We start from the raw sequence: 20,813 nt of genomic DNA, 5'->3' as shown, positions 1-20,813 counted from the left end.
CGGAGACGTCGATGGATCCCCTGTCGCTGAAGAAGATCAACGCCGAGCGCAGGGCGCGCCGCGCCGCGATCCTGGTGACCGACCTGTCGGACGGGCGCGACCGGGTCGTGCGCGAGGGCGATGCCGTGGCCGGCGAACTCGGAGGTGCGGTCCTGAAGGCCTTCCGGTCGGGCCGGTCCGGCACGGTGGAAGCCGAGGGCCGGCTCTTCTTCCTCAACGTCCACCTGCCGCCGCCGCGCCTGGTGGTCATCGGTGCCGTGCACATCAGCCAGGCGCTGGCCCCGATGGCGAAGATCGCCGGCTACGACATGGAGATCGTCGATCCGCGCACGGCCTTCGCCACGCCGGAGCGCTTCCCCGACGTGCGGCTGTTCGCGGACTGGCCGGAGACGGTGCTGAAGGACCGGCCGTTCGACGCCTATACGGCGGTCGCCGCGGTGACGCATGATCCCAAGATCGACGACTTCGCGCTGAAGGCCGCGCTCGATGCCGACTGCTTCTATATTGGCGCCCTGGGCAGCCGGAAGACGCATGCGAAGCGGATCGAGCGGCTGGCCGCGATGGGCGCGAGCGAGGCCGCCATCGCGCGCATCCATTCGCCGATCGGCCTCGACATCGGTGCCTCTAGCCCGGCCGAAATCGCCGTCGCCGTGCTGGCGGAAGTCATCGCGGCCTTCCGTTCGCGCGGCCTTGCGCAAGAGGCCGAGAGCCGCGCGGCATGAGGTTCGGGCCGGTTCCGGTGACCCAGGCGCAGGGCACGCTGCTCGCTCACGCCACATCGGCGGGAAACAGGCGCCTGAAGAAGGGTTATCTGCTGACGGGCGAAGACGTCGCGGCGCTGGCCGATTCCGGTGTTTCCACCGTGGTGGTCGCCTCGCTCGATGACGGCGACCTCGTCGAGGACGAAGCCGCGCGCCGGATCGCGGCCGCATTGCGGACGCGCAACGTCGAGGTGAAGGCGCCGGCCACCGGCCGCGTCAACCTCCACGCCGCAGCCGCGGGCGTATTCACGGTCGACCGGGCGCTCATCGACGCCATCAACGCAGTCGACCCGTCGATCACGATCGCCACCGTCGCCGAACACGCCGCCGTCGGCGCCGGCCAGATGGTCGCGACCGTGAAGATCATTCCTTTCGCCGTCGGCGCCGGCCTGGTCGACGGCATTGCCGCCCTGTGTGCCGGCGGCGAAGCCCTGGCCGTCGCGCCTTACCGGCCGAAACGGGTCGGTCTGGTGCAGACCGTGCTGCCGGTGGTCAAGGCGAGCGTGCTCGACAAGACGCGGCGGGTCACAGAGACGCGCCTTGCCCGTTCGGGCAGCCAGGTGACGGTCGAGAAGCGGACCGCCCACGACGAGGCGGACCTCGCGGATGCCATCCGGACCATGGCCGCAGGCAACGACCTCGTCCTTGTGTTCGGCGCGTCGGCGGTCAGCGACGCCGGCGACGTGATTCCCGCCGCGATCCGCCGCGCCGGCGGCACGGTCGAGCGCTTCGGCATGCCCGTCGATCCCGGCAATCTCCTGGTGCTCGGCCGTGTCGGCGACGTGCCGGTTCTCGGCGCGCCCGGTTGCGCGCGCAGCCCGAAGGAAAACGGCTTCGACTGGATCCTCGACCGGCTGGTGGCCGGGGTGGCCGTCGATGCGGCGGCGATCGCCGGCATGGGCGTCGGCGGCCTCCTGATGGAGATCCCGACCCGGCCGCAGCCGCGCGAGCGGCCCGCCCGGCCACACGGGCCGGCGGTCCACGCGGTTCTACTCGGCGCCGGGCGGTCGAGCCGCATGGGTGGACCCAACAAGCTGATGGCCGATTTCGAAGGCGAGCCGCTGTTGCGCCGCACCGCGCGCCAGGTGCTGGCCAGCCGGGTGGGCTGGACGGTCGTCGTGCTCGGCCACCAGGCCGACCGTGCGACTGCCGCCCTGGAGGGGCTCGACGTCCGGATCGTCGCGAACCCGGACTACGCTTCCGGCCTGTCCTCCTCGCTGAAGGCCGGCATCGCCGCCTTGCCCACGGAAGCGGCAGGTGCGCTCGTGGTGCTGGGCGACATGCCCGGCGTGACCGCCGAGGATCTGGATCGCCTCGTCGCCGCCTTCGAAACAGCGGGCGGTCTGTCGATCGTGCGCGCCACGTTCGACGGCAAGCGCGGCAACCCGGTGATCCTGCCGCGATCGCTCTTTGCCGCCGTCGGGGGGCTGTCGGGCGACACCGGTGCGCGACACATCGTCGAGAGCGGCGCTGCCGAGATCGTCGACGTCGAGATCGGCGCGGGCGCCTTCCTCGACGTCGACACGCCCGAAGCCATGCGCGCTGCCGGCGGGGTGCTGCAGGGGTGACCGGCGGGCCGGCCCGATGCTCCTGCGCGGGTTGCGTCGCCCGTCCCGAACCGTCTAATCATCGTCCATGACTCTCTTGCCCCCAGGCGTCCGCCGACTTCTCATTGCTGCCTGCGCTTCTCTTGCGGCGACCGTCGCCGTTTCGGCGGAGCCGCTCAAGCCCCACAAGGACGACCTCTTCGCCTATCCGGGCATCCTGGAGAGCCGCGACGACGGCGCCTACCGGATCGTCGACTACCGCGAGATGCGCGACATCAACGGCCGCGACGAGGTTCCGGAGCGCCGCGCGCATGCCCGGTACGTTTCGCTTGCCGTGCGCCGCCAGCAGCAGAATCTGTCGTTCGACGGGACCGGCCATGTCGCGGTCGGCCGAACCGAGGGGGCGCGGTTCATCACCATCTATCTCCACGGCCAGGGCGGCAGCCGCAAGCAGGGCGTCGACGACTTCACGTTCGGCGGCAACTTCAACCGGATCAAGAACCTGATGGTCGACAATGGCGGGCTTTATCTCTCGCCCGACTTTCCGGATTTCGGAGAGGCCGGCGCGGCGGCGGTTGCAGGTCTGATCAATCATTACGCGAGAAATTCGCCACAAGCCCCCGTCTTCATTGCCTGTGGATCGGCAGGCGGCGCGCTCTGCCATCGGCTGGCGAAGGACGCGGATCTGGCCGGTCGCCTGGGCGGCCTGCTGCTTCTCGGCTCGCTCTGGGACGACGGCTATGTCCGCAGCGCCGCCTTCAGGGCGAAGGTGCCCTTGTTCATCGGCCAGGGAAGCCGCGACACGGTCTTTCCGGTGGACCGGATGGAAGCCTTCTACCGGGCGGTGCGCGCCGCAGCGCCGGGCTATCCGGTGCGTATGGTGCGCTTCGAGAGCGGTACGCACGGGACGCCCATCCGCATGACGGACTGGCGCGAGACGCTGAACTGGATGCTGTCTGCGCGGTAGGGCGCGGCGGCGATCGTCGAGGAGGAGACTTCATGAGCGGGTTCATCGATCCGACGCGCGAGACGTTCGGCGACTTCCGGCGCCTGCCGGAGGAGGGGCCGATCCACATGCTGAACCTCGTGCGCCTGCGCGAGGATGCGGCCTATCCGGACGGGCGCAAGGCTTCAGGCGCGGAAGCCTACGCCGCCTATGGCCGCGAGAGCGGTCCGGTCTTCCGCCGGGTCGGCGGGCGCATCGCCTGGTCGGGCGATTTCCGCCTGATGCTGATCGGGCCTTCGGACGAACGCTGGGACCGCTGCTTCATCGCCGAGTACCCCTCGGGTGCTGCCTTCGTCGAAATGGTCAAGGATCCCGAATACCAGAAGGCGGTCGTGCACCGGCAGGCCGCCGTCCTCGATTCACGGCTGATCCGCCTTTCGCCGCGTCCGTCGGGCGCCGGGTTCGGCGAGTAGGCGCGTCAAGGGCCGGGGGGCGGTCTACGGCGCCGAGTAATAGTCCAGAACGGTCTGCGGGTTGATCTCGCCGTCATAGGTCGGATCGACCTCGTATCTGACCAGCGAGAAGTCGCCATCGCGGAAAAGCCAGAGCCCGGTCGCGGACGCGTCGCCGGGGCCGCGCCATTTCGCGTGCGACAGGATCGCGTGTTCTTCGGCAACGAATTCGGAATTCACCAGCACCGGCTGTGCGGTGAAGCCGATGATGCGCATCTCCTCCACCGGCTTTTCCGAATCCTCGTCCTCGTGCCGGATCTGGAGTTCGGGTTCTGCGAAGGCGAGCCGGCGCAGCCCGTCGAACGCGGTGTGCAGGAAATAGGCATGCGTCTCGTTGTAGGCGCCGGCCCCGCAGAAGAAGCGAAACAGCGTCGCCTCCTCGAGCGGCGCTTCGTCGTCCGCGTATGAGGGGCGAAAGCTTATCGTATGGATTTCGGGTGGCGGATCCTCGCCGAAAGCCGAGCCGTCGCAGGTGTCGCCGCGCGTCGCCTCGAAAAGCTCCCGCGCCTGGCGCAGCAGGTCGTTCTGCGAAGTCGCAGCCGGCGCGACCTCGGACGGTCCGCTCGCCGCGCCCTCCTGCTGCGCGGCTGCGGGCATGCCGAAGAGCGTGGTGCCCGCAAGCATCATCAAGGCAAAGCGCGTCGGACCCATGGCGAATCTCCCCTCGGCGGGAAGATCATACTCCGGATGCTTTGCGGCGCATCTGTGGAAGGCCACGTGAAGCGGATCGCGGAAGATCCGCGGGGCCGCTCAGCGCCGGGCCATCTGGCGGGCGATGCGCGGGAAGTCGGCCGGCTTGATGTTGATGTCTGCCCGTTCCGCGCCGCTCATGGCACCGAGCAGGACCATCGCGGAGCGGTAGCGCTGTTCTTCCGAAGGACGGGGACGGGCGAAGAGTTCGGTCATGAAACCCATGTGGATGCTCCAGGTCGTCTCCTCCCGGACACTGCGAATATCGGAGATTCGTGACGATTTTGCAGTGCAGCATTCCGCATGGCTGATATGCGCGCGGCATCCTGCGGCGCCTCCGCCGGGCCCGATAGGCTGCACGGGACGGGCGTCTCAATTTCGACGCGTTTGCAGACCGGATTGTTAATCGGTTCCGCCGTAGCGTCGGCAACCTATTCGAGTATCCCCGCGTTGATGGGCGCAGGACCCAGGGCATGACCGGTTTCACCACCAGCGAGTTCACAACTCTTCTCGACGAACTCCTCGCGCGCGGGGAACGCGAGGATGATGCGCCGTCGCGTCCGTCGGTTCCGTTCGGCTTCGTCACGCCCGACGCGGCCGTGGAAGAACTCTGGAAAAGCGTGCCGTCGGATTTCGTCGCCAAGGTCTATGGCGAAGCCAGCGAGCGCGAGACCGTGCGGTCCGCGCCCGGCATCGAGACGCCGGAACCGCTGCCGTCGACGGATCCCGACGACATCGCGGCGGAACTGCGCATGGCCAATGCCCGCTGGCCGAAGGATTTCGACCGGATCCGCCGCGAGTTCGCGCTGGCCAATCATCCGGACCGGGTGGCGCCACACCTGCGCGACCGCGCCGTCGTGCGCATGCAGATCGCCAACATGATGATCGACCGCGAGAAGCGGAAGGCCGCGGCACGGGTCTGACCACCGGACCGGAAAAGTTTCAGTTCGAACTCAGCTTTTTGCTTGCCTTCACTCCGGACTTGGCCGATCTCTCCCCCTGCAACGGAGAAGAGATCGCATGAGTGAAGCTCCCTACGCCCTGTCGTCCCACGCCGACGTGCACACGCAGTCGGCCAGCCGCTACCTGCAGCAACTGTGCAAGCATTTCGGGCACAAGATTCCCGCCGAGTTCACACCCGAGGAAGGCACGATCCGCTTTCCCTTCGGCACCTGCGCGCTGAAGGCGGCGGGCGACGTGCTCGCGCTGGACGTCTCGGCCTCGACCGAAGGAGACCTCGAGCGCATGCGCGGCGTCATCGGCAGCCATCTCGAACGCTTCGCCTTCCGCGACACGCCCACGATCGCCTGGAGCTGAAGCGTGCGGATGCGTCGGGCGCGGTTGTCTCCCGGGTCATCCGTCGTTAGGAAAGGCCACCTGCCTGCGGGGTCCGGCCCCGCCTCGACCCAATCCTGACGGAGTCTCGCATGCAACAGCGCCCGCTCGGTCGCACCGGCCTGTCCGTGTCCGCCATCTGTCTCGGCACCATGACCTGGGGCGAGCAGAACAGCGAGGCCGAGGGCTTCGCGCAGATGGACATGGCCGTCGCGCGCGGCGTCAATTTCTTCGACACGGCCGAGATGTATCCCATCCCGCCCAGGGCGGAGACGCAGGGGCGCACGGAAACGATCATCGGCAACTGGTTCAGGCGCAGCGGGAAGCGCGATAACATCGTGCTCGCCACCAAGGTGGTGGGTCGCACGGCGATGGACTGGTTCCGCGGCGGACGTCCCTCGAAGCTCGTCCGGGCCGACATTCTCGACGCCGTCGAGAAGTCACTGGCAAAGCTGCAGACCGACCGGATCGACCTCTACCAGATCCATTTCCCCGAGCGGCCGATTCCGTGGGGCGCCAACCCGACCCGCGTCACCAGCCCGCCCGCGCCGCTCGCCGACGAGACTCCCATCGCCGAGACGCTCGCGGTCTTCGACGAACTGGTGAAGGCCGGTAAGATCCGCCATTTCGGTCTGTCGAACGAAAGCGCCTGGGGCGTCATGCGCTATGTCGCCGAGAGCGAGAAGGGCGGCGGGCCGCGCGTCGCTTCGCTGCAGAACGCCTACAATCTCGTCAACCGCACCTTCGAGGTGAACCTGGCGGAAGTCTGCCGGCGCGAGGACGTGAGCCTGCTCGCCTATTCGCCGCTCGCCCAGGGCTACCTGTCGGGCAAGTACGATCACGGCGCGCTTCCCGAAGGCTCGCGCAAGAAGCTGTTCGACCGGCTGCAGCGCTACGAGACGCCCGGAGCGGCGGAAGCCTATGTCGCCTATGGCGAACTGGCGCGGCGCTTCGGCATGAAGCCCGCGCTCTTCGCCAATGCCTTCGTCACCCATCGGCCGTTCATGACGTCGAACATCATCGGGGCGACGACGATCGAACAGTTGCGCATCGCCCTCGATTCGGCCGATGTTTCCTGGACGGACGAGATGCAGGAGGGTGTGGACGAGGTCCACCAGCGGGTCGGCAATCCCTGTCCGTAGGCCGCGACGGGGAGGAGAGGGCATGACCGATATTCCAGTGCCGGGACTGGGTCGCTTCGCAGCGCCCGGTGACATCTGCAGGCTCGGCGTCACCGACCTCGCCGGCGCCATACGCACGCGGCAGGTCTCGGTGGTCGAGGTCATGGCAGCCTTCATGGACCGCATCGCAGCGGTCAACCCGCACGTCAATGCGATCGTGTCGCTGCGCGACCGCGAGGAGCTGCAGGACGAGGCAGCGGCGGCGGATGCCGTGCTCGCCCGCGGAGAGCCCGCCGGCGCCCTGTTCGGCGTGCCGATGGCGATCAAGGATCTGGCGCAGACCAGGGGCCTGCGCACCACCTTCGGCTCGCCGCTCTTCGCCACCAACGTCCCCGACGTCGACGACATCTTCGTCGAGCGCATCCGCGCCGGCGGTGCCATCCTGATCGGCAAGACAAACGTGCCGGAATTCGGCTTCGGCTCGAACACCTACAATCCCGTCTTCGGCCCGACCTTCAATGCCTATGGCCATGGTCTGACGGCGGGCGGGTCGAGCGGCGGCGCGGCGGTGTCGCTGGCACTGCACATGCTGCCGGTGGCCGACGGTTCGGACATGGGCGGTTCGCTGCGCAATCCCGGTGCCTTCAACAACGTCTACGGGTTCCGGCCGAGCCAGGGGCGCGTGCCGGCCGGCCCGTCACCCGAGAGCTTCGTGGCGCAGATGGGCGTGGAGGGGCCGATGGGCCGCAGCGTGCGCGACATGGCGCTCCTGCTGTCGGTCCAGGCGGGCTACGACGCCCGCGCGCCGCTGTCGCTCGACGGCCGGCCCGATTTCGCCGCGAACCTCACGCCCGCCATCCGCGGCGCTCGCATCGCCTGGCTCGGCGACCTCGGCGGCAAGCTCGCCATGGAGGCGGGCATCCTCGACCTGTGCGAAGCCGCGCTTCGCCGCATGGAAGGCGCGGGCGCGGCGGTCGAGCCGCATGTTCCGGCGTTCGACATGGAGGCGCTCTGGCAGGCCTTCGTCACGCTGCGCCACTTCACCTCCGGCAGCGCGCTGAAGCCGTTCTACGACGATCCCGAGAAGCGCGCGCTGCTGAAGCCGGAAGCGGTCTTCGAGGTGGAGGGCGGGCTGGAGCTCAAAGCGGCGGCGATCTTTGCCGCGTCGCAGCAGCGCACCGCCTGGCACCGCCACCTTCTGTCGCTGTTCGAACGCTTCGACTGTCTCGCCATCCCGACCGCGCAGGTGTTCCCGTTCCCGGTCGAGCGGCACTGGCCCGACACCATCGCCGGCAGGACCATGGACAGCTACCATCGCTGGATGGAGGTCTCGGCGCTCGCCACCATGGCCGGCTGCCCGGCGGTCAACGTGCCCGTCGGCTTCAGCCCCGACGGCCGGCCGATGGGCATGCAGCTGATCGGCCCGCCCCGCGCCGACCAGGCGGTGCTGAACCTTGCGGCCGCGTACGAAGAGGTGACGCCGTTCGGGGTGCGGTAGGGTTACGGGTCGGTGTTCTGCTTCAGAACGAGCAGATGCTTCGCTTCCGCGCCGATCGCCGGCGCAGCGGAGATGTGCCCGTCGAACGTCACGAGCCGGCCTTCGTTCGCGACCGCGAGAGCAAGCAGGTAGACGTCGGTCAACTGCTTCGGGCCGCGGATCGACGAGAAGTCGAAACGAGCGGCATCGGTCAGTGAAATCGTGTCCTGCCAGAACGCGTGGCTGGCAGTATCGGTCTGCCGCGAGAGAAGCATCTGCGCGTCCGAAAGCGGGATTGGACTCGGAGAGTTCGGGCTGGAAATCACCCGCAGGAAACCGTTCTGCGTGATGGGGCATGTCGCCCGGCCGTCGTCGGCATCGCTCGACCACCACCGATGTGCCCGTTCTTGATGGATGTGTATCGGATCGAAGAGCGCCAGCAGCACGTCACGTCGAGCAGCGAACGCATGGCCTCATTCCTCGGACAGGTCGGACAAGTCGCTTTCCAGCAGGAGATCGTTAACCATTTCGGGAGTTGCACGCCCTGGCCGACGCGACAGAACGATCCAGCCGTTGCGCTCGGCCGTCGCGACCGGCCGCTGATTGCCGGGTTCTGGCGTGTCGCTCAGACCTCTCCGGGCGAGATCGGACAGGACTTTTCCGGCACTGGTACGCTCGGCGTCCGCTATGCGCTTCGCCGCTTCAAGCACGTCATCGTCGATTTCCAGTGTCGCGCGCATGCTGCAAACCTAGATCACCTGCCCGAAACCATCAATGCGGCCGCGTACGAAGCGGTGATGCCGTTCGGGGTGTGGTGAGAGGCGGGACTACTCCGCCGCAACGCCGTTCTTCTGCGACTCGAGCACCACGGCAACGCATTCGTGCCACTCCTCCGTCAGAGCGGGGTCCGCAGGCGAACCGTCCTCCAGAAGGGAGGCACTTCCCGGAAGAAGGGCGATATCGTCCGACGCGGTGCGATTATGCCGTCGCCCGATAAACCTGAGCATCAGGTCATACGCCTGCCGTTCGGCAAGAATTTTCCGGTCAATCCGCGTCATTGCTTTTCTCCGGCCTGGAAACGCCGGTCAGAGCGTGGAATTGCCTTGGGACCGCGTTGACCCCGCCATTTCCGATCCGGCCACCGCGGCATTGAATCCACACCTGTCTTCCGTCCGGAAGGATCCGAGCATACCGCGAATTGCCGAACCGGTCCTGCCCCGGAAAATGGTCGGGGCTACGGGCCTACGACAGCGGGTCGCTGTTCCCGGGAGTATCCGGAACAAGTCCGTCCGGGCGACGGAAGACATGCGCTGCATCCTTCTCGTCGATGTCGTCGGTCGCGCGGATATGGTCCCTACAGCGGGATGTTGTCGTGCTTCTTCCAGGGGTTCTGCAGGTCCTTGTTGCGCAGCATCCTGAGCGCGCGGGCGATGCGGCGGCGGGTCGAGTGGGGCATGATCACCTCGTCGACATAGCCGCGCTCGGCGGCCACGAAGGGCGACAGGAAGCGGTCCTCGTAGGCCTTGGTGTGGGCGGCGATCTTGTCGGGGTCGGCGATGTCCTTGCGGTAGATGATCTCGACCGCGCCCTTGGCGCCCATCACTGCGATCTGCGCCGACGGCCAGGCATAGTTCATGTCGCCGCGCAGATGCTTCGAGGCCATCACGTCGTAGGCGCCGCCATAGGCCTTTCGCGTGATGACGGTGATCTTCGGAACGGTCGCCTCGGCATAGGCGAAGAGCAGCTTGGCGCCGTGCTTGATCAGTCCGCCATATTCCTGCGCGGTGCCCGGCAGGAAGCCCGGCACGTCGACGAAGGTGACGATGGGGATGTTGAAGCAGTCGCAGAAGCGCACGAAGCGAGCCGCCTTGCGCGAGGCGTCCGAATCCAGCACGCCGGCCAGCACCATCGGCTGGTTGGCGACGAAGCCGACCGTGCGACCCTCGACGCGGCCGAAGCCGGTGACGATGTTCTTCGCGAAGCTCTCCTGGATCTCGAAGAAGTCGCCCTCGTCGCAGGTCTTCAGGATCAGTTCCTTGATGTCGTAGGGCTTGTTGGCGCTGTCGGGCACGAGGCGGTCGAGCGACATGTCGACCTCGTCGACCGGCTGGAAGCACTCGATCTCGGGAATTTCGGCCGTGTTGGAGGCCGGCAGGAAGTCGATCAGCCGGCGCATCTGCAGCAGCGCCTCGACGTCGTTGTCGTAGGCGCCGTCGGCGATCGAGGACTTGGTCGTGTGGATCGAGGCGCCGCCGAGCTGTTCGGCCGTCACCGTCTCGTTGGTGACGGTCTTCACCACGTCCGGGCCGGTGACGAACATGTAGGACGTGTCGCGGACCATGAAGATGAAGTCGGTCATGGCCGGCGAATAGACGTCGCCGCCGGCGCAGGGGCCCATGATCAGCGAGATCTGCGGGATGACGCCGGAGGCCAGCACGTTGCGCTGGAAGATTTCGGCATAGCCGCCGAGAGCGGCCACGCCCTCCTGGATTCGGGCGCCGCCGGCATCGTAGAGGCCGATGATCGGCGCGCGGTTGCGCAGCGCCATCTCCTGCACCTTCACGACCTTCTCGGCATGGGCTTCCGAGAGCGAGCCGCCGAAGACGGTGAAGTCCTTGGCGAAGAGGAAGACGGTGCGGCCGTTGACCGTGCCCCAGCCGGTGACGACGCCGTCGCCGGCATATTTCGTCTTCTCCATGCCGAAATCGGTCGAGCGGTGCTCGACGAACATGTCGAACTCCTCGAAGGAGCCTTCGTCGAGGAAGACGGCGATGCGCTCGCGCGCCGTCAGCTTGCCTCTGCCGTGCTGGGCGGCGATGCGCTCGGCGCCGCCACCCTGACGCGCGATCGATCGCCGCCGCTCCAGTTCGACCAGCACTTCCTTCATGCGATGCACCCCCCAACCGTTGCGCCGTGCGTATGGCACCGTGTTAGCACGCGCAAGGCCGAGCGCAATCCCCACCTCCGCCGCACGCCGGGATCGGCGGTGCAAGCCCGACGTGCGCGGGGGCAGGGGCTCCGCGCCGCCGCCCGCTCGGGTCTACCAGCTGCCCGTGTTCGGCATCGATGCCCAGGGCTCGCGCGGCGCCAGCGCGGCGCCCTCCTGGAGCAGTTCGATCGAGATGCCGTCGGGAGACTTGACGAAGGCCATGTAGCCGTCGCGCGGCGGCCGGTTGATCGTCACGCCCTTGTCCATCAGGCTCTGGCAGGTCGCGTAGATGTCGTCGACCTTGTAGGCGAGGTGCCCGAAGTTGCGGCCGCCCGTGTAGTCCTCCGGATCCCAGTTGTAGGTCAGTTCCAGTTCCGGGGCGCGGCTGGCGGCAGAGGTCGCCTTGTCCTTCGGCGCGGCCAGGAAGATCAGCGTGAACCGGCCCTTCTCGTTGTCGATCCGCCGGACCTCCTCCAGCCCAAGCTTGTTGCAGTAGAAGTCGAGCGAGGCGTCCACGTCCGTGACGCGAACCATGGTGTGGAGATAACGCATATGTTGATATCCTGACGTTCTCGGTGTGGAAATCGGCCCGCTCCATATGGCGCTGTGCGGGCCGATTGGCAACGAAAGCCGCGCTAAGCTTTCCGAAGCTTGCGCGAGCCTTGAATTGGTGGCCTTACCAAGGCAAAAAAATGTCGGTCGCCTGCTGACAGGGGCAGGCAGGGTGGTATCCTGCCTTCGGGAATGAGTCGAGTTTGCGACGGAAGGTGCGTTCGGATGGGGGAAAGATCCTCTTCGGAAGGGCGAGATCTGATCAGGGCAGGGTTCGTGAACGCTGGCGGCAGCAACGAGGCCGAGGATCTCACCGAGATAGCAGGCGCCATCAAGTGGTTTGACGTGGCCAAGGGCTACGGCTTCATCCTTCCCGACGAGCCGGGCTATGGCGACGTCCTGCTGCACGTCACCTGCCTGCGCCGCGATGGTTTCCAGACCGCGATGGAGGGTGCGCGTATCGTCTGTCTGGTGCGGCGTGGCGACCGCGGGTTCCAGTGCTTCAAGGTCCTGTCGATGGACCTCAGCACCGCCACGCACCCCAAGGAACTTCCCGCGCAGCGCACCCATGTCAGCGTGCGGCCGGAGAGCGGCCTCGAGCGCGCGCTGGTCAAATGGTTCAACCGGACCAAGGGTTTCGGCTTCCTCAGCCGCGGCGAGGGCACCGAGGACATCTTCATCCACATGGAGACGCTGCGCCAGTTCGGTATCGCGGAGCTTCGGCCGGGCCAGGTCGTGCTGGTCCGCTTCGGACGCGGCGACAAGGGCCTTATGGCTGCCGAAATTCACCCCGATGTTGGGACGCTGCCGTTCTCCAACTGACAAGGTGCGTCACATGCCTCGCTTGACCGGGCTGGCCCTCGCTCCAGCCCTTCTTCTTTTCGCCTTTCTCCTGCCGGCCGCAGCCGTCCTTGCCCAGGAGAGCGGCAGCCCGATGATCCTGCCGGTCGATCCGGCGCCACTGGTGGCCACGACGGGCGAGGGCGACGTCCGGTTCCAGATCGAAGTGGCCGACACGCCGGAGGAGCGGAGCCGGGGGCTGATGTTCCGCGAGCGGATGCCGGAGAACCAGGGCATGCTCTTCGTCTTTCCGCAGAGCCTCCCGGTCGGGTTCTGGATGAAGAACACCATCCTGCCGCTCGATCTGCTCTTCGTCTCCGACAAGGGCGAGGTGCGCGCGATCCTGCAGGGGGTGCCGTTCTCCACCGACACCATCTCGCCGGGCGAAGCGGTCCGCTTCGTCCTCGAGCTCAATGCCGGCACCGCCGAGCGCCAGGGCATCTCCGTCGGCGACCGCCTGTCCCACCCCATCATCGACGCCGTTGGCGGCGGCTGATCGCAGGACGGTGTCGACCGCATGCCAAGCTTCCATCACGACGGCCTCGACCTCGCCTATCTCGACGAGGGCGAGGGCGACCCGGTCCTGCTGATCCACGGCTTCGCCTCGAGCATCCGGGTGAACTGGGTCGCCCCTGGCTGGGTAAAGACCCTGCGCGACGCCGGCTACCGCGTCGTCGCCATCGACAACCGGGGGCATGGCCAGTCGCAGAAGAGCTACGAGCCGGAGGATTACCGGCCAGCGCGGATGGCGGCCGACGCGGCGGCGCTGCTCGACCATCTGGGCATCGCCCGGGCCCACCTGATGGGCTATTCCATGGGCGCACGCATCTGCGCCTTCACCGCACTGCTGCATCCGCACAAGGTCGCGACGCTCGTCTTCGGCGGGCTCGGCATCGGCATGGTCGAAGGCGTCGGCGACTGGGATCCGATCGCCGCGGCGCTGCTGGCCGACGATCCGGCCGCCATACCGGATGCGCGCGGGCGGATGTTCCGGGCCTTCGCCGACCAGACCGGCAGCGACCGCAAGGCGCTCGCCGCCTGCATCGCCACCTCGCGCGACCTCGTCACCGAGGCGGATGCGGCGCGGATCGCCCAGCCGACGCTGGTGGCGGTGGGCACGACCGACGACATCGCCGGCTCGCCCGACCTCCTCGCCGGCCTGATGCCCGACGCCGAGGCCTTCGCGATCGAGGGCCGGGACCACATGCTGTCCGTCGGCGACCGCAGCTTCAAGAAGCGGGTCCTGGCGTTCCTGGCGGCCCATCCGCTCGACGGTTGACCGGCCTCGTCCGATCGGGCCGCGGCCGTTGATCCAGCGCAAGGACGGCCGCCGCCGCCTGCCGCACGGTCCCCTCCAGCCCATGACAGCCGGAGGATATGGCCATGTACTCGCGAATTCTCGTTCCGATCGACCTGCACGACGACGCCAGGGCGAAGGCGATGATCGACGCGGCGCGGCATCTCGGCGATCCGGCGGGGCAGATCGTGCTGCTGCACGTCGTCGAGGACATCCCAAGCTACGTCGCCGTCGAACTGCCGGGCGGCATCCTGGCCGGCCGGCAGGACGAGTCGGTCCGCCGGCTGGAGGATCTGTCGCAGCGCGAGAGCCTGAAGGCGACCGTCGACGTCAGGATCGGCCAGCCGGCCTCCGCCATCCTGGCCGCGGCCGAGGAGCACGGCTCCGACGTCATCGTCATCGCCTCGCATCGCCCGGGCTTCCAGGATTACCTGATCGGCTCGACCGCCGCCCGCGTCGTCCGTCACGCGCGCTGCTCGGTGCTGGTCATCCGGTGACGACGCCTGCGGCCCGTCGGGGCCGGGAAGAAACCCGGCCGGTTCCACCGGCGCGGTCGCCTGCGGCGCCCGGCACCCCGGTGCCCTGGACGCCGGAACGTGACGGCGGCCGATGTCACAATCTCGCCCCGTTTCGGTCACAGAAAGTTAAGAAGTCGCTAAGCATTGGCTCGCTAGAGCTTGTCGGACGGCGGGATCGCGGGGGCGTCCGGCCAGGCATGATGACGAGGCTCGCTGCCGTTTCCTGGCGCGACAGAGGGTGAACCGGGGAAGAGACTGCATGTTGCAAGGGATGCGCGCGCGCAAGGGACGTCTTCTGTCCCTCGCATCGGTGGCCGTATGCGGCGTCGTGCTGGCCTCCTGCGCAGGCCAGTCGCCGGTCTCCACCGCAAAGCTATCGAAGCGGTCCAAGGAATATTTCCCCGAATCCGTCTACGGCGTGAAGGCGAGCCCCCTCGTCGTGGCCGACAAGACCGCGCGCGTCCCGCGCGGCGGCGGTCGCGACCAGCTCGGCAAGCCCTACAAGGTCAGGGGCAAGTGGTACAAGCCGAAGGAAGACCCCGACTACGTCAAGGTCGGCGCGGCATCCTGGTACGGCGACGCCTTCCACGGCCGGCTGACGGCCAATGGCGAAGTCTACGACATGACGCATCTGACGGCCGCACATCCGACCATGCCGCTGCCGAGCTATGCCCGGGTGACCAACACCACCAACGGCAGTTCGGTCATCGTGCGCGTCAACGACCGCGGGCCCTATGCCAACGACCGCATCATCGACCTGTCGAAACGGGCGGCCGAGCTGCTCGACTACCAGCATGCGGGCGTCGCGAAGGTGAAGGTCGAATATGTCGGCCGCGCGCCGCTGCATGGCCAGGACGACCAGTATCTGATGGCCTCCTACCGTCCGGGCAAGGGCGGCAGCCCGTTCGACCTGCCGGGCGAGATCGCCACGGGCGTCATGATCGCCATGAACGGGCCGACGCCGACCGCCCGCGCCGGTGCGGCCGACGCCTTCGCCTCGACGGGGCTCCTCGCGTCCGCGGGCGACCTCGCACTGCCCGCATTCGGACCGGCCGTTCCCGAGCGCCCCGAGATCGCCTTCGAGGGCACCGGCATGCGGCTTGCCTCGCTGTCCTATGCCGACCAGCGCATCGCCCGTTCGGCCGATCCCTTCGCCGCCTTCGGGACCGGCATGACGCCGTCGCAGATCGTTTCCGCCTGGGAACGCAGCCGTGGCGCTTCCGCCGCTGCCTCCCCGTCCGCGCCCTACGTCGCGGTCGGCACCTTCGACGACCGCGACGAGGCCGAGGCGCTCGCGCGGGTTCTTGCCGCGCAGGGCGCCGTCGAGTTCGCGGTCGAGCCGGCCGAGGGGACGAACTGGTACACGGTCGCCCTCCGGTCCGACGGGCGCTCCGACATCGATTCGATGCTGCAGGCGGCCTGGGCCGCAGGCGCCTCGGAGGCGATGATCGTTCGCGAGTAGCCGCGCCGCGCCAGTTTTTCCAGCGCCAGTTTTTCCCGCGCTTGACACCGCGCCGCCAAGAAACCGCGGCGTCGGACGCCTTGCCGATGGGCACGGCTGCGGTTGATGCATGGCGCGTTCCTTAGTATTCTTTTCGCGCGTGCTGCGGTTCGGCCGCATTCTGCCGTCATGTTTCGTCGTCCCCTGGCGGGCGACGACTGCAACGGGAACCGGTCTCATGTTCCGTCTCTTGAAGATGCTGGCGACGTCGATCGTCGTGCTGCTTTCGGCGCTCCAGGCGCAGGCGCAGCTGTTCGAGACGCGAGCCGGCCAGGCCTTCATGATCGACGCCGAGACCGGGACCGTTCTCTTCTCGAAGGACGCCGACACGCTCATCCCGCCCGCATCGCTGGCCAAGCTGATGACCATGGAGGTCGTCTTCAACGCCCTGAAGGCGGGGCGCCTGACCATGGACGACGCGTTCCAGGTCAGCGAGCACGCCTGGCGGACGGGGGGCGCTCCGTCCGGCACCTCCACCATGTTCGCCGCGCTGAAGTCGTCGATCCGGCTCGAGGACCTGATCCAGGGCGTCATCGTCCAGTCGGCCAATGACGGGTGCATCATCATCGCCGAAGGCATGGCCGGGTCGGAGGAGAATTTCGCCCAGCTGATGACCGAACGGGCGCGCCAGATCGGCCTCACGAAGTCGGTCTTCAAGAACGCGACCGGCCTGCCGGCGGAAGGCCAGCTGGTGACGGTGCGCGAACTCGCCATGCTGGCCCTCCACATCTGGCGGGAGTATCCGGAGTACTACAAGTACTATTCCCAGCCGGATTTCACCTGGAACCGGATCCGGCAGACCAACCGCAATCCGCTGCTCAAGATGGACATCGGAGCCGACGGGCTGAAGACCGGCTTCACCGAGGGATCGGGCTATGCCATCGTCGGTTCCGTCGACCGCCAGGGCCGCCGCCTGTTCGTGGCGCTGAGCGGCCTCGCCAGCGAGAACGCCCGCGCCGAGGAGGCGCGCAAGATCCTCGACTGGGGCGTGCGCGCCTTCGAGACGCACGAGGTCTTCGCCGCCGACGAGGTGGTCGGGCAGGCGCAGCTGTTCGGCGGCGCGAAGGGCAGCGTGGCACTGAAGGCCCGGGCGCCGGTTTCGATCCTCGTGCCGATCACCAACAGGGACCGGCTCGTCGCCCGGATCGTCTACCAGGGGCCGCTGCGGGCACCGGTCGAGGCGGGCATGCCGGCGGGTACGCTGAAGGTCTGGATCGGCGACACGCTCAGCCAGGAGACGCCGCTCTTCACCGCCGAGAGCGTCGGCACCGGCTCGCTGCACAGCCGCGCGATGGATGCCATCGGCGAACTGCTGGTCGGCTGGATGCGCTGAGCGAGGTTCGCCGCGTCCGGCACACGCGGTGCGGCGTGGACGTGGCCCGGCTGCGGGACTATGGAGACGGATGAATGCGCGATCGGGATCGGCCTTGCTGAACGGCGGACTGTTCATCACCTTCGAAGGCGGCGAGGGGGCCGGCAAGTCGACGCAGATCCGTCGGCTGGCCGACCGGCTGCGCGGGCTCGGCCATGACGTTCTGGTCACCCGGGAGCCCGGCGGTTCGCCCGGCGCCGAGGCCGTGCGCCACGTCCTCCTGTCGGGCGCGGCGGAGCCTTTCGGCCCGCGCATGGAGGCGCTGCTCTTCGCGGCGGCCCGGTCCGACCACGTCGAGCAGGTGATCCGCCCCGCCGTCGAGCGCGGCGCCATCGTTCTGTGCGACCGCTTCCTCGATTCAACCCGCGTCTACCAGGGCGTGACCGGCGGTCTGGCCCCGGATTTCGTCGCCGGGCTGGAGCGGATCGTCGTCAACGGCATGATGCCCGACCTCACGCTGATCCTCGACCTCAGCCCGGTCGAAGGTCTGCGGCGGGCGGGCGTGCGGCGCGGCGCCGGTGCCGCGGCCGACCGCTTCGAGAAGGAGACGATCGCCATCCACGAACGCCGGCGCGAAGCCTTCCTCGACATCGCCATGCGCGAACCCTATCGCTGCGTGCTCGTCGATGCCTCCGGCGGCGAGGACGAGGTCGCCGCACGGATCGATACGGCGGTCGACCGCCTGCTGTCCGACCGCGAAGGCAAGGCGGCGGCCGAATGAGCTTCGAGAGACTTGCGCCCGAGCAGCACGACACGCTGGAGGGCATCCCCGAGCCCGCTGAAAACCCGCTGCTGGTCGCCCACGGGGCGGAGGCCGACCGTCTCGCGGCTGCCTACCGTAGCGGCAAGATGCATCATGCACTGATCCTGTCGGGGCCGCGCGGGGTCGGCAAGGCGACCTTCGCCTTCCACCTCGCGCACCATCTGCTGAAGCATCCCGACCCGTCGGCGGCGCCCGACCGGCTGGCCGTGCCGGAGCCGGGCTCGGCGCTGCACCGCATGATCGCCTCGGGCGCGCATCCGGGCGTGCTCTACCTGACACGGCCGATGAACGAGAAGACCAAGGCCTTCCGGTCGGCGGTCACCGTGGAGGAGATCCGCCGGGTCAACCGCTTCCTGTCGATGACCTCGCATGACGGCGGCTACCGCATCGTCATCATCGATCCGGCCGACGACATGAACGCCAACGCGGCCAACGCGCTCCTGAAGAACCTCGAGGAGCCGCCGTCGCGCACGCTCTTCGTCCTGATCTCACATGCGGCCGGCGGGCTCCTGCCGACGATCCGCTCGCGCTGCCAGACCGTGCGCCTGCACGGGCTGCAGCCCGACGAGCTGTCGCGCGTGCTCTCGAGCTTCGACACGGCGGTGCCGGACGCCGCCGCGCTCGCCGCGCGGGCCGGCGGAAGCGTGCGCGAGGCAATTCTGCTCACCGAATATGGCGGGCTGGAGATCGCCGGCGCGCTGGACGCGCTGGTCGAGGCCGGCCGCTTCGATCCGGCGGCGGCCGGCAAGCTCGCCGACGCGGTGGCCGGGCGCGATCAGGCGATCCCGTTCGCGCTGTTCAACGCCCATGTGCTCGACCGGGTGGGCGCGCAGGCGACGGCGGCCGCACTCGAAGGCGATCTCGCCCGCGCCGAAGCCCTGTCGGCGCTGTGGCAGGAGACCAGCCGGACGATCGCCGAGACGGAGACCTACAATCTCGACAAGCGCCAGCACGTGCTCGGGCTGGTGCGGCGCATCCAGGGCGCTCTGGCCAGGGCGGCCTGAGAGGATGTGAAAGAACGCCCGTTTCCGCTCAGCCGAGGGCAGGAATCTCAAGGATCCCAGTGCGCATTCCTTCGCATCCTCGATTGATTCAGACCCTCTGAGCGGCCGCGTCAGCCCGGTCAGACGGCCTGGCCGTAGAGATCATAGGCGTCCGCCTCGTCGATCTTGACGGTGACGATATCGCCGACGCGCAGCGGCCGGCGCGACTGGACGTGGACGGCGCCGTCGATCTCCGGCGCGTCGTACTTGGTGCGGCCCTTGGCGGCGAGGCCGTTCGCCTCGTCGATGATGACGGGCAGGCGCTTGCCGACCTTCTTCTTCAGGAGACCCGCCGAAATCTTCTGCTGGCGCGCCATGAAGCGGTTCCAGCGGACGTCCTTCACCTCCTCCGGCACCGGCTCCAGCCCGAGGTCGTTCGCCTTCGCGCCCCCGACCGGCTCGTACTTGAAGCAGCCGGCGCGTTCGATCTTCGCCTCGTCCAGCCAGTCGAGCAGCATCTCGAAATCCTCCTCCGTCTCGCCGGGGAAGCCGACGATGAAGGTCGAGCGCAGCGCGAGGTCAGGGCAGGTCTCGCGCCAGCGGCCGATGCGCTCGAGCGTCTTTTCCTGATGCGCCGGACGCCGCATGGCCTTCAGCACGCGCGGCGAGGCGTGCTGGAAGGGGATGTCGAGATAGGGCAGCACCTTGTGCTCGGCCATCAGCGGAATGACCTCGTCGACATGCGGGTAGGGGTAGACGTAGTGCATCCGCACCCAGGCGCCGAGCTCGCCGAGTTCCCGAGACAGGTCGAGGAAGCGCGTGCGCACCTCGCGGTCGCGCCACAGGCTCGGCGCATATTTCAGGTCGACGCCATAGGCGCTGGTGTCCTGCGAGATGACGAGGAGTTCCTTGACGCCGGCGGCGACCAGGCGCTCGGCCTCGCGCAGCACGTCGCCGACCGGGCGCGAGGCGAGGTCGCCGCGCAGGGCCGGGATGATGCAGAAGGAGCAGCGGTTGTTGCAGCCCTCCGAAATCTTCAGATAGGCGTAGTGGCGCGGGGTCAGCTTGACGCCCTGCGGCGGGATCAGGTCGACGAAGGGCTCGTGGGCGGGCGGGGCCGCCTCGTGCACGGCCGCCATCACGCTTTCATAGGCCTGCGGCCCGGTGATCGCCAGCACGTTGGGATGCTTCTCGCGGATCAGTTCCGGCGTCGCGCCCATGCAGCCCGTGACGATGACCTTGCCGTTCTCGGCCATCGCCTCGCCGATGGCGGCGAGCGATTCGTCGCGCGCGGAGTCCAGAAATCCGCAGGTGTTGACCACGACGAGGTCGGCGCCGTCATGCTTGCGCGCGATCTCGTAGCCCTCGGCGCGCAGGCGGGTGAGGATGCGCTCGGAATCGACCAGCGCCTTGGGGCAACCGAGACTGACGAAGGAGACGCGCGGAGCGGTCATTGCGGAACTTTCGATAGCGGAACGGGAGGTTGCGGCGCCCATAGCACAGTTTGCGGGCCGCGGTCATCCCGCCGTTTGTCAGCCATGGCCCGGCCTGGCCTTGCGGCAAGGTCGGGAAGGCGGTGGTCCAAGCCCGGGTTGGCCTGTTCATCGCGGCGCGCCGGGCATAGAAGCTGGGGACACGACGTCCGCCGTGCAAGAACACCTCGCCATGC

Annotated in this window: 24 protein-coding genes; 17 read left to right on the top strand and 7 right to left on the bottom strand. The window is 68.1% G+C overall.

Annotated elements, in window-relative coordinates; all coding sequences use genetic code 11:
- Positions 1 to 11: 11 nt before the first annotated feature.
- From IAI54_RS07990 to IAI54_RS07975, 4 genes are all read left to right on the top strand, one after another.
- On the top strand, positions 12 to 722 hold the full coding sequence (locus tag IAI54_RS07990; protein WP_187971841.1) for an XdhC family protein: 711 nt from the start codon (positions 12 to 14) through the stop codon (positions 720 to 722).
- On the top strand, positions 719 to 2,329 hold the full coding sequence (locus IAI54_RS07985) for an NTP transferase domain-containing protein (protein WP_187971840.1): 1,611 nt from the start codon (positions 719 to 721) through the stop codon (positions 2,327 to 2,329). Before IAI54_RS07990 ends, IAI54_RS07985 begins: the two co-directional genes overlap by 4 nt.
- A 67-nt stretch (positions 2,330 to 2,396) precedes the next feature.
- Entirely contained in the window at positions 2,397 to 3,275 is an 879-nt protein-coding gene (locus IAI54_RS07980; protein ID WP_235679290.1) for an alpha/beta hydrolase, read from the top strand.
- 32 nt (positions 3,276 to 3,307) lie between these two features.
- Complete coding sequence (locus tag IAI54_RS07975) at positions 3,308 to 3,727, top strand: DUF1330 domain-containing protein (RefSeq protein ID WP_187971839.1); 420 nt, start codon at positions 3,308 to 3,310, stop codon at positions 3,725 to 3,727.
- A gap of 24 nt (positions 3,728 to 3,751) precedes the next feature.
- Here IAI54_RS07975 and IAI54_RS07970 read toward each other — a convergent pair whose 3' ends face one another.
- Both IAI54_RS07970 and IAI54_RS07965 read right to left on the bottom strand, forming a co-directional pair.
- The gene (locus IAI54_RS07970; protein ID WP_187971838.1) at positions 3,752 to 4,417 is read right to left on the bottom strand and encodes a DUF1176 domain-containing protein; all 666 of its coding nucleotides are present in this window, start codon (positions 4,415 to 4,417) and stop codon (positions 3,752 to 3,754) included.
- A gap of 99 nt (positions 4,418 to 4,516) precedes the next feature.
- Positions 4,517 to 4,681, bottom strand: a complete 165-nt coding sequence (locus IAI54_RS07965) for a hypothetical protein (RefSeq protein ID WP_187971837.1) — start codon at positions 4,679 to 4,681, stop codon at positions 4,517 to 4,519.
- A 248-nt stretch (positions 4,682 to 4,929) separates the two neighbouring features.
- Between IAI54_RS07965 and IAI54_RS28940 the strand changes: the two genes are divergently transcribed.
- The 4 genes from IAI54_RS28940 (at position 4,930) to IAI54_RS07945 (ending at position 8,410) form a co-directional block, all read left to right on the top strand.
- The gene (locus IAI54_RS28940; RefSeq protein WP_235679289.1) at positions 4,930 to 5,379 is read left to right on the top strand and encodes a hypothetical protein; all 450 of its coding nucleotides are present in this window, start codon (positions 4,930 to 4,932) and stop codon (positions 5,377 to 5,379) included.
- A 97-nt stretch (positions 5,380 to 5,476) separates the two neighbouring features.
- On the top strand, positions 5,477 to 5,773 hold the full coding sequence (locus IAI54_RS07955) for a DUF2218 domain-containing protein (RefSeq protein ID WP_187971836.1): 297 nt from the start codon (positions 5,477 to 5,479) through the stop codon (positions 5,771 to 5,773).
- 110 nt (positions 5,774 to 5,883) lie between these two features.
- A complete protein-coding gene (locus tag IAI54_RS07950; protein WP_187971835.1) occupies positions 5,884 to 6,933 on the top strand; it encodes an aldo/keto reductase in 1,050 nt (349 codons plus the stop codon).
- Between the two features lie 22 nt (positions 6,934 to 6,955).
- The gene (locus IAI54_RS07945) at positions 6,956 to 8,410 is read left to right on the top strand and encodes an amidase (RefSeq protein WP_187971834.1); all 1,455 of its coding nucleotides are present in this window, start codon (positions 6,956 to 6,958) and stop codon (positions 8,408 to 8,410) included.
- Between the two features lie 2 nt (positions 8,411 to 8,412).
- On the opposite strand, the gene IAI54_RS07940 is transcribed toward IAI54_RS07945, so the two are convergent.
- A complete protein-coding gene (locus tag IAI54_RS07940) occupies positions 8,413 to 8,835 on the bottom strand; it encodes a TA system VapC family ribonuclease toxin (protein WP_210321224.1) in 423 nt (140 codons plus the stop codon).
- Between the two features lie 21 nt (positions 8,836 to 8,856).
- Between IAI54_RS07940 and IAI54_RS07935 the strand changes: the two genes are divergently transcribed.
- On the top strand, positions 8,857 to 9,207 hold the full coding sequence (locus tag IAI54_RS07935) for a hypothetical protein (RefSeq protein ID WP_187971833.1): 351 nt from the start codon (positions 8,857 to 8,859) through the stop codon (positions 9,205 to 9,207).
- A 9-nt stretch (positions 9,208 to 9,216) separates the two neighbouring features.
- Here IAI54_RS07935 and IAI54_RS07930 read toward each other — a convergent pair whose 3' ends face one another.
- The 3 genes from IAI54_RS07930 to IAI54_RS07920 form a co-directional block, all read right to left on the bottom strand.
- Entirely contained in the window at positions 9,217 to 9,447 is a 231-nt protein-coding gene (locus IAI54_RS07930; RefSeq protein WP_187971832.1) for a hypothetical protein, read from the bottom strand.
- Positions 9,448 to 9,743: 296 nt separating this feature from the next.
- The gene (locus IAI54_RS07925; protein WP_187971831.1) at positions 9,744 to 11,276 is read right to left on the bottom strand and encodes an acyl-CoA carboxylase subunit beta; all 1,533 of its coding nucleotides are present in this window, start codon (positions 11,274 to 11,276) and stop codon (positions 9,744 to 9,746) included.
- A gap of 153 nt (positions 11,277 to 11,429) precedes the next feature.
- Positions 11,430 to 11,870: a VOC family protein gene (locus tag IAI54_RS07920; RefSeq protein WP_187971830.1), complete on the bottom strand. Its 441-nt coding sequence runs from the start codon at positions 11,868 to 11,870 to the stop codon at positions 11,430 to 11,432.
- Positions 11,871 to 12,095: 225 nt separating this feature from the next.
- Between IAI54_RS07920 and IAI54_RS07915 the strand changes: the two genes are divergently transcribed.
- The 8 genes from IAI54_RS07915 (at position 12,096) to IAI54_RS07880 (ending at position 19,165) form a co-directional block, all read left to right on the top strand.
- Entirely contained in the window at positions 12,096 to 12,692 is a 597-nt protein-coding gene (locus tag IAI54_RS07915; RefSeq protein WP_187971829.1) for a cold-shock protein, read from the top strand.
- A gap of 13 nt (positions 12,693 to 12,705) precedes the next feature.
- Positions 12,706 to 13,206, top strand: coding sequence for a DUF192 domain-containing protein (locus tag IAI54_RS07910; protein WP_187971828.1), 501 nt, complete (start codon positions 12,706 to 12,708; stop codon positions 13,204 to 13,206).
- 21 nt (positions 13,207 to 13,227) lie between these two features.
- Positions 13,228 to 13,989: an alpha/beta fold hydrolase gene (locus IAI54_RS07905; protein WP_187971827.1), complete on the top strand. Its 762-nt coding sequence runs from the start codon at positions 13,228 to 13,230 to the stop codon at positions 13,987 to 13,989.
- Positions 13,990 to 14,093: 104 nt separating this feature from the next.
- Positions 14,094 to 14,504, top strand: a complete 411-nt coding sequence (locus IAI54_RS07900) for a universal stress protein (protein WP_187971826.1) — start codon at positions 14,094 to 14,096, stop codon at positions 14,502 to 14,504.
- Between the two features lie 280 nt (positions 14,505 to 14,784).
- On the top strand, positions 14,785 to 15,987 hold the full coding sequence (locus IAI54_RS07895; protein ID WP_187971825.1) for a septal ring lytic transglycosylase RlpA family protein: 1,203 nt from the start codon (positions 14,785 to 14,787) through the stop codon (positions 15,985 to 15,987).
- Positions 15,988 to 16,204: 217 nt separating this feature from the next.
- The gene (locus tag IAI54_RS07890; RefSeq protein ID WP_187971824.1) at positions 16,205 to 17,359 is read left to right on the top strand and encodes a D-alanyl-D-alanine carboxypeptidase family protein; all 1,155 of its coding nucleotides are present in this window, start codon (positions 16,205 to 16,207) and stop codon (positions 17,357 to 17,359) included.
- A gap of 97 nt (positions 17,360 to 17,456) precedes the next feature.
- On the top strand, positions 17,457 to 18,119 hold the full coding sequence (gene tmk, locus IAI54_RS07885) for a dTMP kinase (RefSeq protein ID WP_187973068.1): 663 nt from the start codon (positions 17,457 to 17,459) through the stop codon (positions 18,117 to 18,119).
- Positions 18,116 to 19,165 (top strand): DNA polymerase III subunit delta', encoded by a 1,050-nt coding sequence (locus IAI54_RS07880; protein ID WP_187971823.1) that lies wholly within the window; start codon positions 18,116 to 18,118, stop codon positions 19,163 to 19,165. Before tmk ends, IAI54_RS07880 begins: the two co-directional genes overlap by 4 nt.
- Before the next feature lie 119 nt (positions 19,166 to 19,284).
- Here IAI54_RS07880 and rimO read toward each other — a convergent pair whose 3' ends face one another.
- Positions 19,285 to 20,598, bottom strand: coding sequence for a 30S ribosomal protein S12 methylthiotransferase RimO (gene rimO, locus IAI54_RS07875; protein WP_187971822.1), 1,314 nt, complete (start codon positions 20,596 to 20,598; stop codon positions 19,285 to 19,287).
- Positions 20,599 to 20,813 lie beyond the last annotated feature (215 nt).

This window comes from Aquibium microcysteis, assembly GCF_014495845.1.
In the GTDB taxonomy this organism is placed as follows: domain Bacteria; phylum Pseudomonadota; class Alphaproteobacteria; order Rhizobiales; family Rhizobiaceae; genus Aquibium; species Aquibium microcysteis.
This window is presented reverse-complemented; position numbering and strand designations above follow the sequence as displayed.